Origin of the sequence: Pseudomonas endophytica (assembly GCF_001411475.1) — a bacterium.
In the GTDB taxonomy this organism is placed as follows: domain Bacteria; phylum Pseudomonadota; class Gammaproteobacteria; order Pseudomonadales; family Pseudomonadaceae; genus Aquipseudomonas; species Aquipseudomonas endophytica.
Map to the genome: position 1 here is coordinate 1 of NZ_LLWH01000082.1, position 5539 is coordinate 5539.

General features: G+C 55.2%; 6 protein-coding genes and 1 pseudogene. 2 read left to right on the plus strand and 5 right to left on the minus strand.

Annotated features, from left to right (window positions below):
* The coding region (locus AQS70_RS07185) for a carboxymuconolactone decarboxylase family protein (protein ID WP_162233880.1) at positions 1 to 391 on the plus strand (391 nt) is incomplete at its 5' end.
* A 189-nt stretch (positions 392 to 580) separates the two neighbouring features.
* Here the strand turns inward: AQS70_RS07185 and AQS70_RS07190 are convergent.
* The 4 genes and pseudogenes from AQS70_RS07190 to AQS70_RS07205 form a co-directional block, all read right to left on the minus strand.
* Positions 581 to 946, minus strand: a pseudogene (locus AQS70_RS07190) (LbetaH domain-containing protein); the annotation flags it as partial.
* Positions 947 to 973: 27 nt separating this feature from the next.
* Positions 974 to 1921, minus strand: a complete 948-nt coding sequence (locus AQS70_RS07195; protein WP_055102191.1) for a LysR family transcriptional regulator — start codon at positions 1919 to 1921, stop codon at positions 974 to 976.
* An 80-nt stretch (positions 1922 to 2001) separates the two neighbouring features.
* Entirely contained in the window at positions 2002 to 2538 is a 537-nt protein-coding gene (locus tag AQS70_RS07200; RefSeq protein ID WP_055102192.1) for a 2,4'-dihydroxyacetophenone dioxygenase family protein, read from the minus strand.
* Between the two features lie 163 nt (positions 2539 to 2701).
* A complete protein-coding gene (locus AQS70_RS07205) occupies positions 2702 to 3130 on the minus strand; it encodes a (R)-mandelonitrile lyase (protein WP_055102193.1) in 429 nt (142 codons plus the stop codon).
* Positions 3131 to 3241: 111 nt separating this feature from the next.
* Between AQS70_RS07205 and AQS70_RS07210 the strand changes: the two genes are divergently transcribed.
* Positions 3242 to 4132: a LysR family transcriptional regulator gene (locus AQS70_RS07210; RefSeq protein ID WP_082428053.1), complete on the plus strand. Its 891-nt coding sequence runs from the start codon at positions 3242 to 3244 to the stop codon at positions 4130 to 4132.
* Positions 4133 to 4283: 151 nt separating this feature from the next.
* Here the strand turns inward: AQS70_RS07210 and AQS70_RS07215 are convergent.
* A partial coding sequence (locus tag AQS70_RS07215) for a cytochrome c (protein ID WP_055102195.1) occupies positions 4284 to 5539 on the minus strand: 1256 nt, incomplete at its 5' end.

Here is a 5539-nt window from a genome sequence, read left to right on the forward strand (position 1 = left end):
GCCGAGCCAACCGAGGGCGAAGGGTGACGCGTTGCGGAAGGCCGGGACTGTCAATCAAACCAAGCTGGTTGGCGCACCTGTAAAGGGCCCGCTATTTGAGTTTGCTCCGGTGATCGACGAATACCTGAAGACCCACCTATTCGGCGATATTTTTGAGCGTGACAACCTGAGCTGGCAAGAGCGAGAACTGGCTACGGTGTCGATGCTCGCGGCCATTCCCGGCGTGCAGTCACAATTGCAGTCACATCTGCGCATCAGCCTGAACGTGGGGCTGACCGAAGACCAATTGCGAGCGCTAGCGCAAGTCCTAGATGAGCGTGCCGACCCGCAAAGCGCCAAGCGTGCCAACGAAGCGCTCGCTGCAATCTTTGATGAAAACGCCAAGCCTTAAGCGGCAGACTGATCCGCTGAAAGGCGTCAACTGGGCGGTTCGACGTTGAGCGCAGCGTCCACTCGTTTTAAAACGATGTCGCTTTAGTGAAAGCTGACCCGCTTGGTTTCGAGGGGAAACGTGAAGCTTACGTTTCCCAACTCGGGCCATAGGGAGGGTAGAAAAAGTCAGCTCTAAAGCTGAGGCTGCTTATTCGTAAGCGAACTGGTCAATCAGCCCCAGACGCGGAGCGTAGGTGTTTGGCCGTAACAACGCGCCGGGAGCGATGACTGCATTGGCTCCGATTTTGCAGCCGTCACCGACCAAGGCACCGAATTTTTTCACACCCGTAACGATCACATTGCCTTCATGACGGATTCTGATATCAGCACCATTCAGTTCGTTACGGTAATTGGCAATGATTGCACCCGCTTCAATATTCACGCCCTCACCGATCAACGTGTCGCCGATAAAGTTGAAGTGCGCCAGCTTGCTTTCGCTCAGCATGAAGCTACTTTTTATTTCGCAGCTTGGGCCAACGATGCAATTGTTGCCAAGGTAAACGCCTCCCCGCAGAACTCAAGTAGGCTCCATGCCTGAGTTTTACTTAGCACCGCGGATGACTTCACCGCACGGGTGCACTGGCCTTACCACCTTCCACGGGTGCTCAATCCATTTTTGCTGAAAGAACTCGATAAACACTCTGATCCGTGGGCTTAAGTGCTTACGGTCTGAGTAGAGGAGGTAAATCGGTTCTAGGATGTCGGCTTTATACTCATCCAGCAGCAGTACCAACGAGCCGTCTTGGATGTCTTGGCCAATATGAAAGTCTGCAAGGCGAACGATTCCGGCACCCGATTTGGCCATGTCTCGTAGCAGCTCGCCTTGGGTAAACGACCCTCTAGGCTGTACCGGGGTTGTGACTCCCAAGCCGTCTTGGACAAAAGCCCAGGTGTTCCAAGGGCTGGCAAAACTGAAATTAAAACAGCGATGGTTCATCAGGTCTTTGGGCTGCTGTGGCGTCCCGTGTTTTTCCAGATAGCCCGGCGAAGCACACAGTAGCCACTCACACTCGCCGATTCTTTTTGCGACTCTCGACGAGCTGGGCAGCGCCCCGCTATGGATAGCGATGTCCAGCCCCTGTTCGAACTGGTCAACGAACTGAGCGCCGAGCTGAATCTCCACATCAAGCCCCGGATAAGTGTCCAGAAACGCTGGCAACCACGGCACGATTTGCTGTTTCGCAAATGAGGTCATGGTGTGAATCCGTAGCGTGCCGCTGACTCTGGAAGGCAGCCCTTCCGCCAGGGAGTCCGCCTCACTCATCGCTTCGACCACCGCTTTGGCACTGCGCAGGTAAGCCGCGCCCTCCTCGGTCAGCGTGAGCACGCGCGAGCCGCGCATAAACAGACGAACCCGCAGCCGGTCTTCGAGCCGCGCGATGAGCTTGCTAATGGCCGAAGGCGACATCTCGTGCGCCCTGGCGGCAGCAGAAAAACTTCCGCACTCCGTTGACCAAATAAAGGCCAGCATTTGTGAGTATTGATCCATACCGCTTCGCTCTTTACGCCTGTTATTTCACGTGTTGGGCCGACACAAAAAACGCGCCGTAGCGCGTTCTTATTCAGCTGTCAGCGAATGAACTGCTCAATATAGTCGTCCGGCAAGCCTAACGTCTTGTAATGCTTGCGAGCCGCTTCGAGCTTGGTGAAAACATCCTCATAGCCCACCGCGACACCTTGCGGGTCGACGTAAGTGTAACCACCTTGTACGTGAAACCAGGTGATCATTTCTTCAACATCTTCCGGGACGAACAACGTGTGCGTCTCCCCCGGTGGTTCAAAGGCAAAGGAACCTTCGTCCGCAACCCAATCATGCTCTAAGTAGTACCAACGCCCCTTCAGTACCAGCGCATGCACGGCGCCCGAGTGCCGGTGGCGTGATAACACGCCGCTCTGCCGCACACGCAGCAGGTTGATGTAATACCCGCCGCTAACGCTCAGCATCAGTGGCTTAAACGATACTGTCGCAGTGACAGGCACCCAGAGATTATCGTCATCAAGCCAAGTAGTCATGACGCCCGGATGCACCATGTCTGGAGACATAAAAGGCACCTGCGGCAATGCGTAAGGGATGGCAAGTTCATCAGGCTTAACAGGCGCATTCATTAATTTTCTCTCAACGTGTGACTGGCGAGCGAGCCAGATTGCAATCGCTGAGTGAGATTAAGTGATGCGCTCACGCACGAGAATACTCAGACATTCACACCTTCTGTGAACCCTCGTCACAGCTTAGGCGGATGGAGCGCATTGGCCTTTGGCTAAAAGTGGCTCACTCCGTCACAAGCGGGCCGCTGAGGTACTGTTCGTCTGTCACCGGCTCCATCCAGTCGGTGTTTTTGCCATCGACTGTTTCAGTGACCGCCAAGTGGGACATTGCTGTGGTTGCAGCGGCGCCATGCCAGTGCCGTTTGCCGCACGCGCAGGTAATGACATCGCCCGCGCGGATCTCGGTTCGCGGGCCGCCTTCGCATTGTGTCCACCCCACACCGGTGAGCACCACCAGTGTTTGGCCCAGCGGGTGTGCGTGCCAAAAGGTTCGGGCTGATGGCTCAAAGGTCACGATAGCGCCCGTCGCTCGACCCGGCGCTGCGGCCTGGAACATAGCGTCGATACGCACTGAACCGGTAAACCAAGTGTCAGGGCCTTTGACGGAGGGCTTGGTACCACTGCGGATAATGGTTTGGCCTGAATCACTCATGGAAATCTCCCTGTTGTGCTGAGGCTTAATCGCCGTGGGAAATAATCTAGAGCTTGGGGGACTCAAGTACTAGGTGGCAAAATAGGAATACACTCATGCAATGGTGCATAAATGGCCATTCCCGATCTGAACCATCTCGTTGCGCTGCTCACCGTTGCACGTGAACGAAGTTTTACCAAAGCCGCGGCTCAATTAGGTGTTTCGCAGTCTTCGTTAAGCAGAACCGTGACCGCGCTGGAAACCCAACTAGGGATGCTGCTGCTAACCCGAACCACGCGCAGCGTGTCGACCACCGAGGCTGGACAGCGCCTTTTGGACACGGTCGCCCCTAAGCTGGAAGAGATCGAAGCAGAACTATTGGCCGTGGCTGAGTTGCGCGATAAGCCCATCGGCACAGTGCGTATATCTACCACCGACTACGCTGCCAACCAATATGTATGGCCTAAACTCCAAAATCTTCTCACTGAGCAGCCTGACCTTCAGATAGAAATCATCAATGACTACGGGCTGCTGGACATCGTGGCAGAACGTTTCGACGTGGGTGTTCGTTTGGGGGATCAGGTCGCCAAAGACATGATTGCAGTTCGCATTGCGCCTGATGAAACACTGGCGATCGTCGGTTCTGCGGCTTATCTGCAAGGCAGGTTGACAGCAAAGGAACCTGCCGACCTGACTGCGCACAATTGCATAAACCTGCGATTACCCTCCCGAGAGTTACTCATGCCTTGGGAGTTGAATAACGGCAAGGAACGTCTTGAGGTGAAGGTCAGCGGCCAGTTGGTGTTCAACAATTCTTATCAAATGTTAGAGGCCGCGTTAAAGGGCTTCGGCTTGGCGTATTTACCCAAAGCATTGGTCGAGCCCTATGTGCAGGCAGGTCATCTACGTTGGGTCCTTGAAGACTGGTTTCCGACGTTTACGGGGCATCACGCTTACTATGCAACCCGCCGCCAGTCGTCACTGGCCGTGCGCTTAGTGATTGATGCGCTGCGTGCCGGTTAGCGCTGACAGGGTTATCGGGTTTCAGGTAGCGCTATAAATCACACTTAAAGTGATGCCGCCCCAACCACCCTAAATAAAAAAGGCCAACTCAGACGTGACCTGAATTGGCCTTAACGCTAACGCAACACGTCAGCTAACGGTCTATTCACACTCAGTGCTCATGCACCGTCTTACGCACTTTTTGCACCTGCTCAGCCGTCACTTTATCCGCATGGTTCGACCAGCCTTGACGCAAGAAAGTCGCCAACTGCGCAACCTCTTCATCATCCATGCGATCTGCGAAACCCGGCATCGGCAACACAGAAGGCGCCTTCTCGGTCGATGGGGTCTGGGCTCCGGCCAAAATCAGATTGATCAGCGCCGCTGGATTCTGTGCATTGACCACTGATGCGCCATCCAAATGCGGAAAGATCTGCTCTGCGCCCTTACCCGAGACAAAGTGACAAGCACCGCAGTTGTCGACATACAAACGCTCGCCAAGGGTCAGATCCTTAGCCGCGGTCAGTTTCGCCGTCGTCGCTTCGCTTCGCACCGCTTGATAGCGATAAGCCGGATCTTTTGCACCCTCAAGTGACTTGAGATAGATCGCTATTGCGTTCAGATCATCATTGCTCATGTGCGAGGTGCTGTTGGCCACAACATCCGTCATCTCGCCGGCAACAGCAGCGACACTGTTACGACCCGTCTCAAGGTAATCAACAATCTGCTCTTGCGACCAGTGCGGCATACCGCGCAATGACGGAACGGCCCAACCATTGAGCTCTGCCCCCACCAGATAATTGGCGGCGCTTTCGTCAAGCCCCTTCTCCTGCAGGGTCAACGCCCGAGGTGTATGGCATGAGCCGCAGTGCCCCAAGCCCTGCACCAGGTACGCGCCACGCTCAACCTGAGCCTGCTCAGGAGTGGCGCTGGCAGGTGTGTCAGCAGTGTTTGGCAGAGGCGAAAAGGCCGTGCGCCAATAGGCCAATGGCCAGCGAATCGACAACGGCCACGGTATGTCGTTAGCTTTGTTGGCCTGTTCAACCGGCTTCACGCCTTTCATGAAATAGGCGTACAACGCCTGCGTATCGGCATCAGATACTTTGGCATACGACGGATAGGGCATTGCTGGATAAAGCGCACTGCCATCGTGGCCAATACCACGGCGCAAGGCGCGCTCAAAATCTCCATACGTCCACTGACCGATACCGGTTTTTGCATCTGGGGTGATGTTGGTGGAATAGAGGGTGCCAATTGGCGAAGCAATCCCCAGCCCTCCAGCAAACGGCTTGCCGCCGTCATGACTGGTATGGCAGGCCACACAGTCACCCGCGCGTGCCAAATAGGCCCCCTTCTCAATCAATTGCGGGCTAAGAGCCTGCTTCATTTGCGCCGAAGCATCCCCCGAGCGATTGAGTACGAAACTCA

Excerpts from the sequence above, each read along its gene's own strand:
- AQS70_RS07195 (WP_055102191.1), bottom strand. The coding sequence starts at position 1,921 with ATGGATCAATACTCACAAATGCTGGCCTTTATTTGGTCAACGGAGTGC.
- AQS70_RS07200 (WP_055102192.1), bottom strand. The coding sequence starts at position 2,538 with ATGAATGCGCCTGTTAAGCCTGATGAACTTGCCATCCCTTACGCATTG.
- AQS70_RS07205 (WP_055102193.1), bottom strand. The coding sequence starts at position 3,130 with ATGAGTGATTCAGGCCAAACCATTATCCGCAGTGGTACCAAGCCCTCC.
- AQS70_RS07210 (WP_082428053.1), top strand. The coding sequence starts at position 3,242 with ATGGCCATTCCCGATCTGAACCATCTCGTTGCGCTGCTCACCGTTGCA.